The organism is Pelagibius sp. Alg239-R121 (genome assembly GCF_947331435.1).
Taxonomy (GTDB): Bacteria; Pseudomonadota; Alphaproteobacteria; order Kiloniellales; family Kiloniellaceae; genus Denitrobaculum.
This window is the reverse complement of record NZ_CAMZOF010000011.1, coordinates 12,873-30,931: the sequence shown is the minus strand read 5'-3', so window position 1 is coordinate 30,931 and position 18,059 is coordinate 12,873. Positions and strand designations below refer to the sequence as shown.

The window sequence follows — 18,059 nt, the reverse complement described above, 5'->3', positions numbered from 1 at the left end:
GTTACACGCCTGGTCTTTGCCGCGTGCGGCTTTCGTCGGCGCCGTCGCGGGCGGCGTTAATCTCGCTGCGGTCCGAGACGGCTGGAATGCCGGTCTCCCACCAGGTGTGGCCCTCCTGGGTCCAGCCGTCGAAAGCGTCGACCTGTAGAGAAAGCACATAGGTGCGGTCCGAGGCTTTGGCGCGCCCAAAGGCTTCTTTCAGGTCGGCAATCGACGCGACCGTCTCGGCGTTGGCACCCATGGCCTTGGCATGGGCCTCAAAGTCGACCGCAAAGGGCTCGGTCGCCAGATTGCAGTCCTTGATCAGATTGTTGAAGGACACGTTGCCGGTGTTGTTTTGCAGCTTGTTGATGACCGCGAAACCTCCATTGTCACAGACAATCACGATCATCTTCTTGCCTGACAGAACAGAGGAATAGATATCGGAATTCAGCATGAGGTAGGAGCCGTCGCCGACGAAGATGATGGTTTCACGTTCCGGCTCGTTCTCCTGCTGTGCAATTCGGGCGCCCCAACCGCCTGAAATCTCGTAGCCCATGCAGGAAAAGCCGAATTCGACATCGACGGACCCTAGTGATTTCGTGCGCCAGTTGGCGGTAACTTCGGCGGGCAGGCCGCCAGCAGCGGCGACCACACGGTCGCGTGCATCGCAAAGCTCATTAATCGCGCCAATGACCTGAGCGTAGGACAGAGGGCGATTCCCTGGGCGGATGTTGTCGTCGACATAGCTGTTCCAGGCTCTCCGTTCTTCAGCAGCGAGATCAGTCCACGCGGACGGCGCGCGATAACTGCCAAGCGCTTCGGTCAACTGAGCGATCGCCAATTTTGCGTCGCCGACAACAGGCTGAGAGAGGTGTTTTCCGGCGTCGTGGCGTCCGACGTTGACACCGATGAATCGGGCGTCATGAGCAAAGGCTGTCCAGGAACCGGTGGTGAAGTCCTGCAGGCGCGTGCCGATTGCGACGACAACGTCGGCCTGTTCAGCCAGACTGTTGGCCGAGTTGGATCCTGTAACACCGACGGGACCACAGTTCAGCGGATGTTCGAACAGCAGGTTTGCACGGCCGGCGATGGTCTCCACGGCGGGGATATTGTGCTGTTCGGCGAAGGCGGTCAGCTCCGCGGTTGCCCGGCTGTACTGCACACCGCCGCCTGCGATGATCAGCGGGCGTTCTGCTGATTCGAGCAAGGTAGCTGCGGCGGCGATATCATCGCTGTCTGAGGATTGCCGGCGGATCCGGTGGATGCGCTCGTCAAAAAAAGACAGAGGATAGTCATAGGCCCAGCCCTGAACGTCTTGCGGCAAACCGAGAAAGGCAGGACCACAGTCGGCAGGGTCCAACATTGTATTGATGGCTGACGGCAGGGATTGGATGATCTGTGCCGGATGTGTGATCCGGTCCCAATAGCGCGACACGGACTTGAAGGCATCGTTCACCGACAGGCTCGGGTCGCCGAAGTGCTCGACCTGCTGCAGGACCGGATCGGGCAGTCGGGTTTGAAAGGCATCGCCTGCAAGCATCAACATCGGCAGCCGGTTGGTGTGCGCAATGCCAGCCGCTGTCAGCATGTTGGTGGTGCCCGGGCCAGCCGATGCGGTTGCAAACATGAAGCGCTGCCGGAGTTTCTGTTTGGCATAGGCGACAGCCGCCATCGCCATGGACTGTTCATTCTGCCCGCGCCAGACCGGCAGCTCTTCGCGATGGTTGTAGAGCGCTTCGCCAAGGCAGGTCACATTGCCATGACCGAAGATTGCAAAACCGCCGCCGCAGAGCCGGACTTTCTCGCCGTCGATCATGATAAACTGGTTCGCAAGGTGACGCACCAGCGCCTGTGCCATGGTCAGCCGGACGGTTTTTCCGTTCCCGGTCATTGAGTTCTCCCGAAGTCCATTTGATGCTTGACGCTCTAAGCTAAAACGAGCTTAGTTGTTTTTGCAACCGGTTGCAAAAAAGAATCTTTCCTTCGGGGGCGATCATGCGAAGTTTGGGTATCGGCATCGTCGGCGGTGGCTACATGGGCAAGGCCCATTCGGTGGCGATGCAGGCCGTGGGCGCGGTCTTTGACACCGGGCTTCGTCCGGTTTGCGAGATGATCTGCACGACCAGCGAAGACGGCGCGCGCGAGAAGGCGCGGGCCTTTGGTTTTCGCCGTTCGACGGCGCATTGGCGGGAGCTGGTCGGCGATCCGGCGGTGGAGGCGGTGGTGATTGCATCACCGCAGACGTTCCATCGGGAGATCGCGCTGGCGGCGTTCGATTTGGGAAAACCCGTCTTCTGTGAGAAGCCGCTCGGGGCGAGTCTGAGCGAGAGCCGGGACATGGTCGCCGCAGCCGAACGATCAGGCTGTCCCAACATGACTGGCTTCAATTACATCCGCACGCCAGCATCCCAACTTGCCCGTCAGATCATCTCTTCGGGGGAGATCGGCGACGTCACTTATTTCCGGGGCGAGCATACAGAGGATTTTTTTGCCGACCCCTCGGCGCCTGCGAGTTGGCGAACCGACGGCCGGGCCAATGGCACCATGGGAGATCTGGCGCCTCATATGATCAACGGTGCGCTGGCGCTGGCAGGCCCGATCGAAAGCCTGATGGCGGATATCGAGACCGTGCACAAGTTCCGGCCCGGCGACGATGGAAAACTGCAAGTCGTAACCAATGACGATCAGGCCCAGTTCCTCTGCCGATTCGAGAGCGGTGCCATGGGCATGCTCTACTTCAGCCGTATCGCCACTGGACGCAAGATGGGTTACGCATACGAAGTCTTCGGCACCAAAGGTGCACTGCGCTTTGATCAGGAAGATCAGAATGCGCTCTGGCTCTACAAGGGTGACGCAGTGACCGACCGTCAAGGCTTCACCAAGATCCTGACCGGTCCAGAGCATCCGGACTACGTCGTATTTTGTCAGGGACCGGGCCACGGTACAGGATATCAAGATCAAATCATTATCGAGGCACGCGACTTCTTGAAAGCGATTGAAACCGGGGAGACGGTTTGGCCAAGCTTTCGCGACGGGATGGAAGTCAACCGGGTCATTGCCGCCGCCTGGGTTTCCCAGGAAGCACGAAGATGGGTGCCGCTCAGCGAGATCTGATCCGTGGCGTCCGACAAGGTAATCTCAAGATAAACAGGAAAAGAATGTCGATCAGAATTGGAAATGCGCCCTGTTCCTGGGGTGTCGAATTTGCCGATGATCCCCGCAACCCATCATGGGCGCGGGTGCTCGATGAATGCAAGGCGGCGGGGTACCGGGGAATCGAGCTGGGACCGGTGGGCTTCATGCCCGAAGATCCCGGGGAGCTCGGTGACGCCTTGGCGGCGCGGGAACTTGAGTTGATCGGCGGCGTTGTGTTCCGGCCATTTCATGATGCTGGTAAGTGGGATCAGGTGCTGGATGGCGCGACCCGAACCTGTGCTGCGCTCAAAGCACATGGCGCAGAGCATCTCGTGCTGATCGATTCGATATCGCCGCGCCGGGCGCCAACAGCGGGCAGGCCGGCCGAGGCGGAGCAGATGGATGCAGCCGAATGGAATGGCTATGTCGAACGCATCCGCAGAATCGCCAAGATGGGGCATGAGGACTATGGCCTAACCGTTTCCATACACCCTCATGCCGCAGGTTTTATGGATTTCGAGCCTGAAGTCGAGCGTCTCTTGTCGGAGATCGATGAAGGCCTCCTGAAGATCTGTCTCGATACCGGGCATGCACAATACGCCGGCTTCGACCCGGTGGCCTTCATGCAACGCCATATGACGCGCATCTCCTATATGCATTTCAAGGATATCGATCCGCGGGTGAAGTCCGACGTCATCGCAAAGCGGACCGATTTTTATGATGCTTGCGGACAGGGCATATTCTGCGCGCTGGGCCGGGGCGAGACGGATTTTCCGGCGGTACAGAAGCTCTTGATGGCGACAGATTTTCAGGGCTGGTGCACTGTCGAACAGGACTGCGATCCCGTGCGCGCTGATTCTGCCATCGACGACGCGCGCTCCAACCGACTATACCTTGAATCCATCGGCTTCTCTTGAGTGGAGACTAATTGGTGACACAGCTTAAGTGGGGCATGATCGGTGGCGGCGAAGGCAGCCAGATTGGACCGGCCCATCGTTTGGGTGCCGGGCTCGATGGGCTCTTTACCCTGACCGCCGGTGCGCTGGATGCGGATGCGGGAAAAGGGCGCGCCTATGCCCAGTCTCTTGGTGTCGCCGCGGACCGCGCCTATGGCGACTGGCGTGAGATGCTGGCGGGTGAAAGCGGGCGCGAGGACCGGATCGATCTCGTGACGGTCGCAACTCCCAACGCAACGCATTTCGAAATCGCCAAAGCCTTTCTTGAGGCCGGGTTCGATGTGTTGTGTGAAAAGCCCATGACCATGACGGTTGAAGAGGGCGAAGTGATCGTCGCGCTCGCTGCGCAGTCGGGGCGGATTTGTGCGGTCAACTACGGCTATAGCGGCTACCCCCTGGTCCGCCACATGCGGGCAATGGTAGCACGCGGCGATCTCGGGCGGGTGCGTCTCGTCAAGGCAGAGTTTGCCCACGGCTTTCACGCCGATGCCGCAGACGCCGACAATCCACGGGTCCGCTGGCGCTACGATCCAGCACAGGCCGGAGTTTCCGCGGTCATGGCCGATTGCGGCATTCATGCTTTGCACATGGCCTGTTTCGTTACCGGACAGGAGGTCACGAGCATCTCCGCCGACTTTGCTTCCTGCATCGAGAGCCGGATGCTTGAAGACGACGGTATGGTCTCGTTCCGCATGACTGAAGGCGTGGTTGGCCGTCTCTGGACCAGCGCGGTTGCGGTCGGCCGCATGCACGGTCTCAACATTCAGGTCTTTGGCGAAAAGGGCGGATTGCGCTGGGCTCAGGAGTGGCCGAACCAGCTCTATTGGACGCCCTTGAACCAATCGACCCGTACGCTCGAGCGCGGCGGGCCGGGGCTTTCGCCCGAAGCAGACCGTGCATCACGTGTGACCATTGGGCATGCGGAAGGCATGCCGCTTGCCTTCGCTAATATCTACTCCGATCTGGCGGAGGTCATTGCCGCACGCAAGGAGGGTCGGGATCCCGACCCAGCAGCGACACATTATCCACACGCGGTTGATGGTTTGAATTCCATGGCAGCGGTATATGCTGCCGTCGAATCAGCGGGAGACGGTAGCCGTTGGACTGATGCGCGACCACCATCGCAGCGGTGAGTACCAAGTCACTTTTTGAGCGGTCTTAATGTGCTTCGTTCGACGATGGAACAGGGAAAGAGCCGCACTTCAGGTGCGCGCCCCGGCGTCTCCAGCATGGAGACGACCAGTTCCACGGAGCTCAGAATGATCTCGTTGGTCGGTTGCCGTATGGTCGTGAGATTATAGGCCTGCCAGGCAGCCATATTCATGTCGTTGAAGCCGATGAAGCCGATGTCTTGTGGGATCGACAGGCCCGCATCCCGTGCGGCGTCCATGGCGCCCATGCAGATCAGATCGTCACCGCAAAAGACCGCTTCAAACTTGCGGTTCTGCAGCAGAGTACCCATAGCACGCTGCCCCGAATCGTAGGCGTAGGCGTCGGCGTACTGGATCTCGGCGATACTCAGATCGATCTCCTTCGCACGCCGGAAAAAGCCGGCCGCTCGATCCTGCGCCGAGGTCGCGCTCTGCGGGCCGCCAAGGAAAGCGACATGCCTGTAGCCGTGTTTGAAAAGTGTTTCGGCGGCCATGGCACCACAGTGCTCGTTGTCGATACCGACGATGTGGATGTCAGGTGTTGAGGCGAATCGCCCGAAGGCATGGACGACCGGGACCTGCGCTTCCTTGAAGGCATGCGCAAACAGAGGAGGCAAGGTTGAAGACGCGACGATCACCCCGTCGACGCTGTACTGCTTTAACAGCTGCACCGAAGCGGAGGGGTCCGTTTGGTCGGTCAGATTGACCAGCAGGGGCCGCAGACTACGTTCCTGCAGCGCGCGTGTGTAGAGGTCAAATACTTCCAGGAAGACCGGATTCTGGAAGTTGTTGGCGATCAGGCCGATCAGCTTGGTGCGGTTGGTGGCAAGGCTGCGGGCAATCAGGCTGGGCGAATAGCCGAGATCGCGTGCAGCTTTCTCCACCTTCTTTCGGGTTTTCGCCGAAACGCTCGCACCCTGGGTGAAGGTGCGGGAGACTGCCGAGCGGGAAACGCCGGCGCGTTCTGCGACTTCTCTGAGTGTTACTGCCATATGGTACACCGCACCAGCGCCTCGGGAATGTGGCGCGTCCCGCTAAGACCTACCCGAGGAAACCGTGCCCTCCTAACGAAATGATGACCTTTTACGGAAAATTTTGCAACCGGTTGCAAAATTAATCATTCTATGTTTTATGATGACTGTGGGTCGTCAGCGCTCGCGTTGGCCCTGAATTACGGGAGGGAAAACTAATGAAGAAGCTATTGTGTGCCGTGGTTGCCGCCGCGGCATTTGTCGGAGCAACTGTTTCCACTGCGTCGGCGGAAGGCGAGAAATTCATTCTCGTAAGTCATGCGCCTGACTCCGACTCCTGGTGGAATACAATCAAGAATGCGATGGCGCTAGCCGGCAAGCAGGTTGGGGCCGACGTGGAGTACCGCAATCCACCGACCGGCGATATCGGCGACATGGCGCGCATCATCTCTCAGGCTGCGGCGTCCAATCCAGACGGTATCATCACGACACTTGCCGACCCGGACGTTCTCAAAGGACCAATCGAGGATGCCGTGGCGAAGGGTATTCCGGTCATTATAATCAATTCAGGGACCCCGGAGCAGGCGGCGGAAGTCGGCGCGCTGATGTACGTCGGACAGCCCGAATACGATGCCGGTCTTGCTGCCGGGCAACGGGCGAAGCGTGACGGCGTTGGTTCGTTCCTGTGCGTGAACCATGTCGTTTCCAACCCGGTGGTCGGTGAGCGCTGCCGCGGCTTCGCCGACGGCCTTGGTGTCGAGCTCGGCAAATCCATGATCGATTCCGGACAGGATCCGGCTGAAATCAAAAACAAGGTGAAGGCGTATCTTTCCGCCAATCCAAACACGGATGCCGTTCTAACGCTCGGCCCGACTTCTGCTGACCCGACGATCGAGGCGCTGAAGGAAAACGGCATGGCCGGCACGATCTATTTCGGTACCTTTGATCTTGGTTCTGAGATCGTGAAAGGTATCAAGGACGGCACCATCAAGTGGGGTATCGACCAGCAGCCTTTCCTGCAGGCCTATATGCCGGTGATCGTTCTTGCCAACTATCAGCGCTTTGGTGTGCTCCCCGGTAACAATATCAATTCCGGTCCGGGCTTTGTCACCAAGGACGGACTTGAGAAAATCGAAAAGTACGCTGGCGAATACCGCTAGGCTTTTCCTGCACCCTCGGACAGATGCTTCTGTTCGAGGGTTGCCTTTAATGAAGTATGGGCAGCCTAAACGCCCGCAAAACGACAATAGCCGACTGAAGTAAGGGCTGCCGATCGCGCCGCTTGATCTTTTGGGGGATGATTCACGGCGTGTCCAAATTCCTTTTTTATGAGACCAACCGGTCGGTGGGGAGGATGATATGACGGCTGATAAAGCGGAACCTGCGCTGGAGAAAGACGAACGGGTCAAGGAAATATCCGGCTTTAGAAAAGCCATGATCCGCCCCGAACTCGGCTCGATCTGCGGCACAATTCTGGTATTCGTTTTCTTCCTTTTGGTGGCCCGCGATTCCGGCATGTTCTCTGCCGAAGGCGCCCTCAACTGGGGGGTCGTATCTGCCCAGTTCGCCATCATCGCGGTCGGCGCCTGTCTCTTGATGATCGCCGGCGAATTCGATCTGTCCGTCGGTTCAATGATCGGGTTCTCCGGCATTGTCATCGCCCTGATGTCGGTCACCTGGGGCTTCCCCATGTGGGTGGCCATCATCACCGCTTTTGTCGTCGCGGTCGGGATCGGCTGGCTGAATGGCTATCTGGTGATTCGCACCGGGCTGCCGTCCTTTATCGTAACGCTGGCGTTTCTTTACATTTTGCGTGGTCTGACGATCTTCGCGGCCATTGCGACGACCAACAAGACCATCATCGGCGGCATTCGTGACAGGGTCGAAGGTGATTGGCTGGCGGCCTTGTTCGGTGGCAAGATTCTGAAGGGCCTCTTCGTCTGGCTCGCTGACGCAGGGCTTATTGGAAAATTCGTCGCCGGTAGCCGCGCCGGACAACCGATCGTCGATGGCGTGCCGATGCTGATCGTATGGGCAATTGTCCTGATCATCTTTGCGCACCTGTTGCTGACGCGGACTCAGTTCGGGAACTGGATCTATGCGGCCGGTGGTGACGCACAGGCGGCCCGCTATACCGGTGTTCCGGTCGAACGCGTGAAAATCCTGATGTTCATGTTCACCGCTTTTTGCGCGACCGTATTCGCTACCTGCCAGGTGATGGAATTCGGGTCTGCCGCCGCGGATCGTGGTTTGCTGAAAGAATTCGAAGCGATCATTTCGGTCGTGATCGGCGGCGCGCTTTTGACCGGCGGCTATGGCTCGGTGATCGGTGCGGCCCTCGGGGCTTTGATCTTCGGTGTCGTGCAGCAGGGTCTATTCTTCGCCGGTGTGGAAAGCTCACTGTTCAGGGTGTTCCTTGGCGGTATTTTGCTGCTTGCGGTCATCCTCAATACCTATATCCGCCGCATCATCACGGGGGAGCGCTGATATGACGACACCCTTGATCGAACTCCGCGATATCGAAAAGCACTTCGGTGCCGTGATTGCCCTGGCCGGTGTTTCTCTATCCGTCCATCCAGGCGAATGCCACTGCCTGCTGGGTGACAACGGGGCAGGAAAATCGACCTTCATCAAGACCATGTCCGGTGTTCATTCGCCGACCAAAGGCTCGATCCTGGTGGATGGCGCGGAAACCAGTTTCGCCAGCACGCGTGACGCGATCGACGCGGGTATTGCGACGGTCTATCAGGACCTCGCGATGATTCCTCTGATGTCGGTGACGCGGAATTTCTGGATGGGCCGCGAACCCAAGAAGCGGGTGGGGCCTTTCAATTTCATAGACTTTGGTACCGCGAACCAGGTCACCATGGATGAGATGGCCAAGATGGGTATCCGCCTGCGCGAACCCAATCAGGCTGTCGGGACTCTTTCCGGCGGTGAGCGGCAAACCGTCGCCATTGCCCGGGCCGTTCATTTCGGCGCCAAGGTGCTGATCCTCGACGAGCCGACTTCGGCGCTGGGTGTGCGCCAGACATCCAATGTGCTGGCGACGATCGATAAGGTCCGCAAGAAGGGTATTGGCGTCGTCTTTATCTCGCACAACGTCCGTCATGCGATGGCCGTTGGAGACCGCTTCACGGTTCTCAACCGCGGTCAGACCCTGGGGACGGCAAAGCGTGGAGAGATTTCACCCGAGGAACTGCAGGAATTGATGGCCGGCGGTCAGGAGCTGGCGGAACTGGAAGGCTCGCTCGGCGGCACTGTCTGAATAATACCCTGTCCTGATTAACTTAGCGGCCCGCTGCTTGTTCCAAAAGCGCGCGGGCCGTTTTTTGATCGGTCACCAGGCCAGTGACCAATCCCCGCTCGAGAATCGCGCTGAGAGCGGCAACCTTGTTCTCGCCACCCGAAATCATGATGCGTTGGCGGATCTTGATGAATTCGCGGGGGTGCAGTCCAATAACCCGGCGATTGACCGGATGATCGATGACTTCAGCCTCGCTGCCGATGTAATAGCCCAGGAAATTGCCGATCGCGCCTGCGGCCCGGACGCTCGCAAAGTCGGCATCGTTGACGAAATCGACACGCCGGATGGTCGCGCTGTTCAAACCGCCGACGCTGACGATTGCTAGTTCGGAATTCAGGGCGCGTTTGTAAATTTCCTGCAACAGTGGCTGCTTGAAGAGAATGTCCCGGCCTTCTTCGGTGTCGCAGACGATAGGGCCCGGTAGATAGAGGCATTCTGCGCGCAGCTTGCCGGCAAGTTCGGTGGTGGCTTCGAAGGCGGCAATAGAGGAGCGTCGGGTCAGGGACCCCAGCAGCGGGACCACCGAGACGTCGCGCATGGGCGTTTCCGGCATGGCCTGGGCAAAGGCCTTGAGAGTGACACCCCAACCAAGCCCGATGGTCATACCGTTCTTCAGACGTCTTAGGACAGGTTCGCAGGCGGCGGCGCCAACCAGTCCGGAGAGGTCATCCTCGTCCTCGGTATAAGCCAGGGTGACTTCGGCCAGATCCAGCTTGAAGCGCTCAGCCAGGGCCTCTGCCAGCTCGACATTTTCCGTCAGTTTGGAGTTGATCGAAATGCTGACGACGCCCCGGCGCCGCGCTTCCGCCAGCAGGCGGATAACGCGGGTTCGGTTGACTCCGACCCGGGTCGCGATTTCCTGCTGGGTCATCCCCAGGACGTAATAGCACCAGGCAATCCGGACAGCGAGTTGCTCCGGCCAGTCCTGCGGGTCGCTACTCTCCCGCGTATCACTGTTGCTGATAGAAACCATTTGTCTGCCGTACGACTCTCTCTTCCAGACATTTTCAGGATCGATAAATTCAAACCAACAATGAACCAGCGTCAGATCCACTCTTTCCGTGAGATCACCATTGCTGATTTGGTCTCTGCCATCCCCTGATCTCACATAGAGATAACACCCCATCCGCAATTGCTAAAGCCGCGAAACACTGTTTTGGACCACCTTTCACAGGGGCTTTGGTTTGAAGTTGAACAAATGTTATTGCATATGAACATTTGTTATGTCACGCTGAATGATAAGGAAAAAACACCGGGGTTCCTTTGAGAAGTTCGGTAAAAAGTGCTGGGAGGTTCATTCGTGCGTGTTAGGCATTTTTCATGCTTGGCTGAGCCGCGGTCGTCGCAATGACGTCGTTACCCCTTAGGGCGCCCCGCATTTTCATTTCCGACCGTCCATTGCCGTGGCTGATTCCGCTGATTGCAATCCTGGTCGTCTTCGCGCTCTATCCGTTTTTCTACAATATTTACCTGAGCCTGCATGAGTTCGTGCCGCGCAAGCGGGAGCTGATCTTCGTCGGTATCGAAAATTGGGAGCGTCTATTCGAAGACAGCCGGATGTGGGGCGCGCTCTGGATCACCCTGCTTTACACGGGCATCTGCCTGGCGATTCAGCTTGTTCTGGGAATGGTAATCGCACTGCTGATCGATTCCGATGACCCCGGTTTCGGCATTCTGCGCGGCCTTCTGACCCTGACACTGGTCATCCCGCCTGCAATCACAGGCATGATGTTTCTTCTGATGGAAGACGCCCAGTTCGGGGTCATCACCTATTTCCTGCAGTCCATGGGATTTTTGACGGGCGGCTCTATTCTTGCGAACAACACCAGTGCGTTGGTCGGGGTCATGCTTGCCGACATTTGGCAATGGACGCCCTTCATGGTCCTGATTTTCGTTGCCGGTCTGCGGGCATTGCCGACCGATCCTTTCGAATCGGCAATGATCGACGGCGCCTCAAGCTGGCAGATCTTCCGACGCCTGACGCTGCCGATGATGAGCAAAGTCATTGCCATCGCGGTCCTGATCCGGGGTATCGACCTCTTTCGGACCTTCGACTACGTCTATGTTATGACGTCCGGCGGACCAGGCACCTCGACCTACACCCTGAGTCTTTATGCCTGGCAGCAAACCTTCAGTTTCATCAAGTGGGGTTACGGCGCGACCATCAGCCTCTTTGCACTCTTCGTGATCCTGATTGCTGCCAACATCTTTGTCAGTTTAACGAAGACGAGGTGGTAGACGATGCTTCTTAGTCCCACCCAACGACTGCTGCGCGCCTTCGCCGCTTGGGCCGTTGTCGCACTGTTTGTTTTCCCTATCTATTACTGGATCACCGTCGCCTTCAAAGTTGAACGTGAGATCTTTTCCCTGCCTCCAAAGGTTTTTCAGTTCACTCCTAGCTGGAAATCTTTTGAGGAGGTCTTTGGCGTTTCTTTGGGGTTTGAGAACGGCCTGGAAGTGATTCCGGGCGGCGGTAATTTTTACATGACTCCGCGTTTGGTCGACAGCATCGTTGTCGCGTTTTTCTCGACCATCCTTGCGGTCGCTATTGCGGTGCTCGCTGCCTATGCCCTTTCGCGCATGCGCATCAAAGGGCAGCATCACTTCGTCTTCTGGATTTTATCGACACGCATGATGCCGCCGGTTGCCGTCGCGATTCCCATGTTCTTCATTTATAAGAACTTCGGTCTGCTCGACACGCACATCGGCATCATCCTGATCCATGCACTAATGAACATGCCGTTGGCAGTTCTGCTGCTGAAGAGCTTCTTCGACGACATTCCGACAGAGATCGATGAAGCCGCGCTGATCGACGGCGCCTCGCGCTTTTTGATCTTCCGCAAGATCGTATTGCCGATGGCGATGGGTGGAATCGCCGCGACGGCGGTGTTGTGTTTCATCTTCAGCTGGACCGAGTTTCTCTTCGTCCTGACTCTGACGCAGACATCACTCAAGACTGTACCGGTGGTCTCCTCGACCTTCGTGACCTCGACCGGCACGGCCTGGGGCAACATGGCGGCGCTGGGAACAGCGGCCATGCTGCCGGCATTTATTTTTGTCCTACTCGTTCAAAAGAATCTCGTGCGCGGCCTCACCTTGGGATCATTGAAGCAATGACCGGAGCAATTCACATCTTGGCGACGACCATGCCGCGTAGAGGAGCCAAGACCCAGAAAGTTCCGGCAAATAAGCCATTACTTGGGAGGAAAACAGCATGAATCCGATTGATAGAAAATTATATCTGGCGTCAATTACGGACCGTTACGTGAAGGGTAAGATGGACCGGCGTAGCTTCCTGCGTGCAGCCGGCAAGCTTGGACTGGGCGCTGGCGTCCTGGGCCTGAGTTCGATGATGCCCTTCGGCGGACGCGGCGGATTTATTTCACCGGCAGCCGCAGCAGAAATCGAGCCGGACGCGGAGATGATGGCCTGGCTCAAAGAGACTGCCAAACCCTTCGCAGGGCAGACGGTTCGTCTGGCGACGGAATCCACGCCGCCTTCAAACGCAATCAACTCGGCGCTCAAACCTTTCTTTGAAGCCGCGACGGGCATCAAAGTCGAGATCGAAGTCCTGCCGCTGGAACAGGTGCTTCAGAAACTGACCCTGGATGTCGCATCCGGATTGGGAACGTACGATCTCTACTATATCGATCAAAGCTGGATGGCGAGTTTCTCCGGCGATGTTATCGACCCGCGTGAGAAGTATGCGGCGAGCACTGATCTGGCCATGCCGAACTACAACATGGACGACTTCCTGCCGGCGTTGGTCGATGGTATCTCCATGTACGAGGACACCATGGTCGGCGTGCCTTACGATATTCCGATCTTCATCACCATGTACCGGGCCGACATCTACGAGGAACTGGGACTGAAAGTTCCAACCACGATGGATGAATACATGGCCAACGCCGTTGCGATCCAACAGGCGAAGCAGCCTGAAATCTACGGTACCAATGGGCAGATGAAGTCCGGTCACTACAGCCTTGAGTGCGATTGGACTGCTTGGCTCTGGGCACATGGTGGCTCGATCTTCGGTCCTGACGGTAAGTTCACCGGTAACGACGAGGCCGGACTCGCAGCCATGGAGTACTGGATCAAACTGAAAGAGAACATGCCGGAAGGTGTCACTACCTGGACCTGGGATGGTCAGGGCCAGTCCATGGCCCAAGGTATCATTGGTCAGGCTCTGAGTTGGGGTGAGTTCTTCCCCTTCTGGGATAACCCTGAAGCCTCTAAGGTCTCAGGTCTGATGGAAGCTGCCGTTCCGCCGGCACCGAAGGCGCCGCTCCGCACTACAGCTCAGACGGGTTACGGTGAAATTCCGGGTGTCGGCCATCAGGGCGGTTCGTCCCTGGCTGTTTCCAAGTACTCGAAGAACGAAGATGCGGCCTGGCTGTTTGCACAGTGGGCAACGTCATTCGATACCCAGGTCTATATCACGACCCTGGGCGGCGGAACCGGCCCAACCCGTAAGAGCGTCTACGACGATCCGCGGATCAAAGCCAATTCCAAGAAGGGTATCGGCGGCACGACGCGCCATCTTGATGCGGTCCGCGATACCATCGCGAACCATATGGGGTCCGAGCCGGATCTGCCGCAGTGGGCAGAGTTGTCCAACGACACCATTCCGGTCGAATTGGGTCGCTTCTGGGCGGGGGACTATGATTCGCCGAAGGCCGCCATGGATTCGATTGCGGAGAAAGTCGACAGCATCGTTGCTCGCGGCTGACTCGAGGGAGAGGTCGTAACGGGGCGGCGCATAGGTGCCGCCCCGAGAGGCTGATCGTTTTCGCCGAGTCAATGTAAACGAGGTTCAGTCTCTAATTCATATAGTTGGAGATGGCTCACGTTCTTGATGGCGTTCCTCAAGAAGGGTCATGCTCCAGCTGTTTGATCGAAATATCGAAGCTATCAGTCGGAAAGCTGTTCTATGGATAAACCTCTTGTTGTCATTACGGGCGCAAGTTCAGGTATCGGCGAGGCTACGGCCAAGGCCTTCGCAAAAGCGGGACATCCGCTGCTGCTGCTCGCCCGGCGTCTTGAGCGCATGGAGGCGTTGGGGCTCGAAAACTGTCTTTGCCGCAAAGCGGATGTACGGGATCGAGATGCCATCACTGCTGCGGTAAAGGAAGCTGAGGCATTGTATGGTCCGGCTGACTGTCTGTTCAACAACGCCGGGATCGCACGTTTGGCTGACATCGGTGATCAAAACCCGCTTGAATGGGACGAGACAATCGATATCAACACCAAGGGTGTGATGAATGCTCTCCATGCTGTTATGAACGGCATGAAGGAGCGGGGTCATGGCACGATCGTCAATATGAGTTCGATCGCTGGCCGAAAGGTCTATCCCGACCACACGGTTTACTGTGGCACCAAGTTCTTTGTGCATGCGATTTCCGAAAGCATCCGGAGTTATCTTGCGCCGCATAACGTGCGTGTCGTCGTCATCTCACCCGGCATCATCGAAACCGAGGTGCTGGATCATGTCACCGATAAAACCACGCTGAAAAATTACAAGGATAACAAGGTTCGAATTGGCGGCGGCATCTCGGCGAACCATGTGGCGGATATGATTCTCTTCGCGTACCAGATGCCGCAGAACGTGCTGATCCAGGAAATGGTCGTTACGCCAACCCGTCAGGAATTCTGACGTTATGTCTTCCAGCTCCGAAAAGTTGGTTATCGGGCTCGACAGCTCCACGCAGAGCACCAAGGCGATCGCCTGGAATGCGGCCGGTGAAGCGGTGGCTGAAGGGCGCGCGCTGATCCCTCTTTCCAATCCCAGACTCGATTGCTTCGAACAGGACCCCCTGGACTGGTGGACGGCCTGCAGTGAGGCGTTAAACGCCTGTGTGGCACAAGTGGGGCCGGAGCGGATCGACGCAGTCGCAATATCCAACCAGCGCGAAACCATCGCGTTTCTGGACGATCGGGGCGAAGCCACCTATCCAGCTATCACTTGGCTGGACGAGCGCGCCCGGGTGCAGGTTGAGAGCTTTTCCGAGAGCTTCGGGCCGGAGCGGATCCATCGGATCACGGGCCGGCCGGTGGATATCACCCCCTGTCTCTACCGCCTGCTCTGGATGAAGGAGAACGAGCCCGAGGTTTATGCCCGCACGTCCAACTTTGTCGATGTTCAGAGCTATCTGGTCCAACGTCTTGCCGGTGGTCCCTTCAAAACAGGTTGGATTTCGGCTGATCCCATGGGCCTGTTCGACATGGAAGGAAAGTGCTGGTCGCAAGAACTGCTCGCCGCACTTGCGATCGATGCCTCCCAGTTGCCGGAAGCCTGTCCTCCGGGGGCTGAATTGGGTCGAGTGACCTCAGAAGCCGAAACGGAAACGGGACTGAAAGCGGGCACACCGATCTTTGCAGCGGGTGGCGATGGGCAGTGTGCGGGGTTGGGAACGAATTGCGTCCAGCCTGACCGCGCCTACATCAACCTGGGTACCGCCGTCGTGTCGGGCGTCTGGTCGCCGGATTACCGCACCGGGCCCGCCTGGCGCACCGAGATTGCCGCACAGGGGGACGGTTACATCCTGGAGAACTGTCTGCGTTCCGGCACCTTTCTCGTCGACTGGTTCGTCGACCGCTTCATGCCGGGCGGAAGAAGTGATCCTGAGGTCTTTACCCGGCTGGAGGCAGAAGCACTCGAAGTTCCGATCGGATCCAACGGTCTGCTGATACAGCCTTACTGGTCCGGCGTGATGGATCCGTATTGGGATATCTCGGCACGGGGCGCGATTCTTGGCTTGGGCGGCAGTCACGGCGCGGCACATATTTACCGCGCGATCCTGGAAGCCATCACTATCGATCAGGTCATGCGGACAGGCGAGACGGAAACCGCCCTAGGCCATCCCATTTCCCATTACGTCGCGATCGGAGGCGGAGCGGCTAGCCCGCTCTGGCGGCAGATGTTGGCCGATGCGTCGGGCAAGCAGGTGCTGATCAGCGATACGGTCGAAGCCTCGGCTCTGGGCGCCGGAATGATCGCCGCCTTTGGTGCTGGCTGGTATCCCTCCATCGTGGCCGCCGCCGCCGCCATGTCCGGACGCACTCAGGCAATCGAACCCGATGCCGGGAAGGGTGAGCGCTATCGCGCGCTGCTCGAAATCTATCGCGATCTTTATCAAGCCACATCAAGCATCAACAAGCGGTTGGTGCGCTTTGCCGCGGAAGGAACACCTGCGTGACTGTAGGAACGGAGACCATGTCCACTGCAACCGAAGCTATCGACAGCTATGGCGGCGTTCTGGACGAACTGGTTGCCGGCAACTGGGTGAATCCTAAGACCGGAGAACAGCATTCCATCCCGCCCGAAGCCATGGTCATTGCTGCATCGTTGGATGGTGCCGAGGCCGATCTGATCAGCGCGCGCCACCATGGCAAGTCGATGGTCGTGGTCTGTGACGCCTTTACCCGGGAAGCCCTGGGCAAGCGCGTTTACGAAGCACTCAAGCCCTTGGGTGGTGTCACGGAATACGTCTGGCAGAAACCGAGCTGTTCTGAAGAGGGCGTAAAGGCTTTGCAGGAAGCGACCCGCGGCACCGAGGTTCTGATTGCTGTGGGTTCGGGAACGGTCAACGATAGCGTCAAGTATGCCACCTATTTGGACGGGCGCGACTATTCGGTCTTCGCGACTTCGCCTATGAACGCCTATTCGACCTCGACGGCATCGGTTTCATTTGGCGGTTTCAAAAAATCAATCCCCTGCCACGGAGCCAAGGGGATCTATTACGACTTGGGCGTTATCGCCAAATGCCCGCCACGGCTGATTTCGGCCGCCTTCGCCGATGTCATCTGCCGGACGACGGCGCAGGTTGACTGGCTGATGTCCCACCTCCTCTTTGATACACCCTATTCCGACACGCCGTATGTACTGCTCAATTACGATGAAGGCGACATGATTTCCAACGCGGATCAGATGTTGTCCGGCAGTGTCGAATCCTTAGCCATGTTGACGCGAATCTCGGCGATCATGGGGCTGGGCACATCCTTCACCGGCACAACCCACTGCGGCAGCATGGCCGAACATATGATTTCCCACTACATTGATATGTTCGCTGGCGAAGCCCATCCGCGTACTTCGCACGGCGAGCAGGTCGGTGTCGCTACGCTGACCATGTCACGCCTGCAGAACATGCTGCTGAATGCGGATGGACCGCCCGAAATGCGTCCGACGGTCATTCCCGAAGCCGATCTTCACAGTAAGTTCGGCAGCGACTACGCCACCATGATGATTGAGCAGACGAAGCTGAAAGCCCTGGATCGGAGCGCGGCAGACCGTCTGAACCAACGCTTTGCAGACGACTGGCAGGGCTTTGCCGACCAACTGCGCGCCGTCATGCTGCCTTACGCGCAGGTAAAGACGGCCATGGATGCTGCGCACTGCCAGACAACGGGAGAGGAACTGGGGCTACCGCCTGGATTTTATTCTGATGCGGTGCGCTATGCTCGTTTCATCAGAGAGCGTTTCAGCGCCTTGGACCTGGCCGCCGACAGCGGGCAATTGGAAAGCTACGCGGAAGGCAGTGTCTAAGCGTTCTGGGAAGAA

General features: G+C 58.0%; 15 protein-coding genes. 12 read left to right on the top strand and 3 right to left on the bottom strand.

Features of this window, described 5'->3' with window-relative positions; genetic code table 11:
* Position 1: 1 nt before the first annotated feature.
* On the bottom strand, positions 2 to 1,873 hold the full coding sequence (gene iolD, locus QMZ18_RS29660) for a 3D-(3,5/4)-trihydroxycyclohexane-1,2-dione acylhydrolase (decyclizing) (protein WP_282610027.1): 1,872 nt from the start codon (positions 1,871 to 1,873) through the stop codon (positions 2 to 4).
* 104 nt (positions 1,874 to 1,977) lie between these two features.
* Here iolD and QMZ18_RS29655 point away from each other — a divergent pair, with 104 nt between their 5' ends.
* The 3 genes from QMZ18_RS29655 to QMZ18_RS29645 are packed head-to-tail and all read left to right on the top strand — an operon-like array spanning position 1,978 to position 5,206.
* Positions 1,978 to 3,096, top strand: a complete 1,119-nt coding sequence (locus QMZ18_RS29655) for a Gfo/Idh/MocA family protein (protein WP_282610026.1) — start codon at positions 1,978 to 1,980, stop codon at positions 3,094 to 3,096.
* 44 nt (positions 3,097 to 3,140) lie between these two features.
* On the top strand, positions 3,141 to 4,034 hold the full coding sequence (locus QMZ18_RS29650; protein WP_282610025.1) for a TIM barrel protein: 894 nt from the start codon (positions 3,141 to 3,143) through the stop codon (positions 4,032 to 4,034).
* Positions 4,035 to 4,048: 14 nt separating this feature from the next.
* The gene (locus QMZ18_RS29645; protein WP_282610024.1) at positions 4,049 to 5,206 is read left to right on the top strand and encodes a Gfo/Idh/MocA family protein; all 1,158 of its coding nucleotides are present in this window, start codon (positions 4,049 to 4,051) and stop codon (positions 5,204 to 5,206) included.
* Between the two features lie 8 nt (positions 5,207 to 5,214).
* On the opposite strand, the gene QMZ18_RS29640 is transcribed toward QMZ18_RS29645, so the two are convergent.
* The gene (locus QMZ18_RS29640; RefSeq protein ID WP_282610023.1) at positions 5,215 to 6,216 is read right to left on the bottom strand and encodes a LacI family DNA-binding transcriptional regulator; all 1,002 of its coding nucleotides are present in this window, start codon (positions 6,214 to 6,216) and stop codon (positions 5,215 to 5,217) included.
* Positions 6,217 to 6,413: 197 nt separating this feature from the next.
* On the opposite strand from QMZ18_RS29640, the gene QMZ18_RS29635 reads away from it, so the two are divergent.
* The 3 genes from QMZ18_RS29635 (at position 6,414) to QMZ18_RS29625 (ending at position 9,463) form a co-directional block, all read left to right on the top strand.
* Positions 6,414 to 7,355 carry a sugar ABC transporter substrate-binding protein gene (locus tag QMZ18_RS29635; RefSeq protein ID WP_282610022.1) on the top strand — a complete coding sequence of 314 codons (942 nt, stop codon included), beginning with the start codon at positions 6,414 to 6,416 and terminating at the stop codon, positions 7,353 to 7,355.
* 199 nt (positions 7,356 to 7,554) lie between these two features.
* Entirely contained in the window at positions 7,555 to 8,682 is a 1,128-nt protein-coding gene (locus QMZ18_RS29630; RefSeq protein WP_282610021.1) for an ABC transporter permease, read from the top strand.
* 1 nt (position 8,683) lies between these two features.
* Positions 8,684 to 9,463 carry an ATP-binding cassette domain-containing protein gene (locus QMZ18_RS29625; RefSeq protein WP_282610020.1) on the top strand — a complete coding sequence of 260 codons (780 nt, stop codon included), beginning with the start codon at positions 8,684 to 8,686 and terminating at the stop codon, positions 9,461 to 9,463.
* Positions 9,464 to 9,485: 22 nt separating this feature from the next.
* Here the strand turns inward: QMZ18_RS29625 and QMZ18_RS29620 are convergent, their stop codons facing one another.
* Positions 9,486 to 10,475, bottom strand: coding sequence for a sugar-binding transcriptional regulator (locus QMZ18_RS29620; protein ID WP_282610019.1), 990 nt, complete (start codon positions 10,473 to 10,475; stop codon positions 9,486 to 9,488).
* A 374-nt stretch (positions 10,476 to 10,849) separates the two neighbouring features.
* On the opposite strand from QMZ18_RS29620, the gene QMZ18_RS29615 reads away from it, so the two are divergent.
* The 6 genes from QMZ18_RS29615 to QMZ18_RS29590 all read left to right on the top strand — a co-directional run bounded on the left by QMZ18_RS29615 (position 10,850) and on the right by QMZ18_RS29590 (position 18,044).
* The gene (locus tag QMZ18_RS29615; protein ID WP_282610018.1) at positions 10,850 to 11,740 is read left to right on the top strand and encodes a carbohydrate ABC transporter permease; all 891 of its coding nucleotides are present in this window, start codon (positions 10,850 to 10,852) and stop codon (positions 11,738 to 11,740) included.
* Positions 11,741 to 11,743: 3 nt separating this feature from the next.
* Positions 11,744 to 12,619 (top strand): carbohydrate ABC transporter permease, encoded by an 876-nt coding sequence (locus tag QMZ18_RS29610; RefSeq protein WP_282610017.1) that lies wholly within the window; start codon positions 11,744 to 11,746, stop codon positions 12,617 to 12,619.
* Between the two features lie 97 nt (positions 12,620 to 12,716).
* The gene (locus QMZ18_RS29605; protein ID WP_282610016.1) at positions 12,717 to 14,231 is read left to right on the top strand and encodes an ABC transporter substrate-binding protein; all 1,515 of its coding nucleotides are present in this window, start codon (positions 12,717 to 12,719) and stop codon (positions 14,229 to 14,231) included.
* A gap of 201 nt (positions 14,232 to 14,432) precedes the next feature.
* On the top strand, positions 14,433 to 15,155 hold the full coding sequence (locus tag QMZ18_RS29600) for an SDR family oxidoreductase (protein WP_282610015.1): 723 nt from the start codon (positions 14,433 to 14,435) through the stop codon (positions 15,153 to 15,155).
* 4 nt (positions 15,156 to 15,159) lie between these two features.
* Complete coding sequence (locus QMZ18_RS29595; RefSeq protein ID WP_282610014.1) at positions 15,160 to 16,698, top strand: FGGY-family carbohydrate kinase; 1,539 nt, start codon at positions 15,160 to 15,162, stop codon at positions 16,696 to 16,698.
* A 17-nt stretch (positions 16,699 to 16,715) separates the two neighbouring features.
* Positions 16,716 to 18,044, top strand: a complete 1,329-nt coding sequence (locus QMZ18_RS29590; RefSeq protein ID WP_282610013.1) for an iron-containing alcohol dehydrogenase — start codon at positions 16,716 to 16,718, stop codon at positions 18,042 to 18,044.
* Positions 18,045 to 18,059: the final 15 nt, after the last annotated feature.